At 67.1% G+C, this 1,858-nt stretch carries 3 protein-coding genes; 1 reads left to right on the plus strand and 2 read right to left on the minus strand.

Going from position 1 to position 1,858, the window contains the following annotated elements:
• The coding region (locus G3N93_RS39235; protein WP_206135447.1) for a chromate transporter at positions 1 to 638 on the plus strand (638 nt) is incomplete at its 5' end.
• Between the two features lie 111 nt (positions 639 to 749).
• On the opposite strand, the gene sodB is transcribed toward G3N93_RS39235, so the two are convergent.
• Positions 750 to 1,328: a superoxide dismutase [Fe] gene (gene sodB, locus G3N93_RS39240; protein ID WP_011352986.1), complete on the minus strand. Its 579-nt coding sequence runs from the start codon at positions 1,326 to 1,328 to the stop codon at positions 750 to 752.
• Between the two features lie 227 nt (positions 1,329 to 1,555).
• Positions 1,556 to 1,858 (minus strand): exodeoxyribonuclease VII large subunit (locus tag G3N93_RS39245; protein WP_277396612.1); only part of this gene is annotated, 303 nt, incomplete at its 5' end.

Here is a 1,858-nt window from a genome sequence, read left to right on the forward strand (position 1 = left end):
ATCCGTTGCCGCTGCACGTGTCGCCCCGCGCGGGCATGCTGTGGCTCGCGCTGTCCGCAGCGCTCCTCGTCGTCCTGCCGTTCGCAGCCCGCGCGCTGCGCTCCGCTACACTGGCCGTCGTCGATGCGTTCTTCCGTACGGGGGCACTCGTATTCGGCGGCGGACACGTGGTACTGCCGCTGCTGCAGGCGGCCGTGGTCGCGCCCGGCTGGGTCGGCGATGCGGCGTTCCTGGCCGGATATGGCGTCGCGCAGGCCGTGCCGGGGCCGCTGTTCACGTTCTCGGCGTTCCTCGGCGCATCGCTGCGCAACGCGTCGAACGGCTGGCTCGGCGGCACGATCGCGCTGGTGTCGATCTTCGCGCCGTCGTTCCTGCTGGTGGCCGGCACCGCGCCGTTCTGGGAACGGCTGCGCCGCAGCACGCGAATGCAGGCCGCGCTCGCAGGCGTGAACGCGGCCGTCGTCGGGCTGCTGGTCGCCGCGCTGTATCACCCGGTCTGGACCGACACGATCGTGGCGCCGCGCGATCTGGCCGCCGCGCTCGTCGCATTCGTCGCGCTGGTGTTCTGGCGCGTGCCGCCATGGGCCGTCGTGATTGCGAGCGCGGCGCTCGGCTGGGGGCTCGGCGTCCCGGCCTGACCGGACACGCGCGGCACGCTTCACCTCGACAGAAAACAAAAAAGCCCTCGTTTCGAGGGCTTTTTTGCTGGGTGCCGCGCGCGCACCGTAGCGGCGCGCAGGCGCCGGACCTTACGCGAAGTTCTTCGCTGCGAAGTCCCAGTTCACGATGTTCCAGAACGCTTCGACGAACTTCGGACGTGCGTTGCGGTAGTCGATGTAGTACGCGTGTTCCCACACGTCGATCGTCAGCAGTGCCTTGTCGGCGGTCGTCAGCGGCGTTGCTGCGTTGCTCGTCGACACGATGTCGAGCGAACCGTCAGCCTTCTTCACGAGCCATGCCCAGCCCGAACCGAACGTGCCGACTGCGGCCTTCGTGAACGCTTCCTTGAATGCGTCGTACGAACCCCACTTCGCGTTGATCGCGTCGCCCAGCGCGCCCGTCGGTGCGCCGCCGCCGTTCGGCGACAGGCTGTTCCAGAAGAACGTGTGGTTCCAGATTTGCGCGGCGTTGTTGAAGATGCCGCCCGACGACTTCTTCACGATCTCTTCCAGCGACAGGTTTTCGAATTCCGTGCCCGGGATCAGATTGTTCAGGTTCGTCACATAAGCCTGATGGTGCTTGCCGTAGTGGTACTGGATCGTCTCGAGCGAGATGGTCGGCGCGAGTGCGTCTTCAGCGTACGGGAGCGGCGGGAGCGTATGAGCCATGGCAATTCCTTCGTTGAGTATGTAGGGAGGCTGTGTTGGATGCTGCCGAGCGTCCGATTGTAGGCGAGGACGAATAACCCCGCAAACTCACGGGCCATTTATCCGCGGTATGCGGAAAAGCGATGTTTGCGCAACGTCCGGCAGGACGAACCCGACGCTGCGCAGCATCCGTTCCCGCGCACGATGCGTCCGTTGCGGCAACCTTCGCGCCGCTCGCACCCGTTACGTCAGATCGTATCGCTCAGCCGCGGCTGCACGTCGGCGAGCGACACGTCGGCCGAGCCTTCCGCAAGATGCACGGTCAGGCGGCGCTGCGGTTTCAGCGCGTTCGGCGTGCGCACCGCGCGGCCCGTCTGGGCATCGATCAGCGCCGCATAGCCGCGCTCGAGCGTACGTTGCGGGCTCAGCACCTCGAGCCGTGCCGCACAGGCTGACACGCGAGCCGTGTCGCGTTCGTGACGGCGCTGCAAGGCCAGCGCAAGACGCTGCGACAGCCCCGCGAGCGCCTGGCGCGCCTGCGACGGACCGGG

The sequence above is a fragment of the Burkholderia sp. Se-20378 genome (assembly GCF_017104665.1).
Classification (GTDB): domain Bacteria; phylum Pseudomonadota; class Gammaproteobacteria; order Burkholderiales; family Burkholderiaceae; genus Burkholderia; species Burkholderia lata.

Coding starts and splice junctions, on each gene's coding strand:
- sodB (WP_011352986.1), bottom strand. CDS start 1,328: ATGGCTCATACGCTCCCGCCGCTCCCGTACGCTGAAGACGCACTCGCG.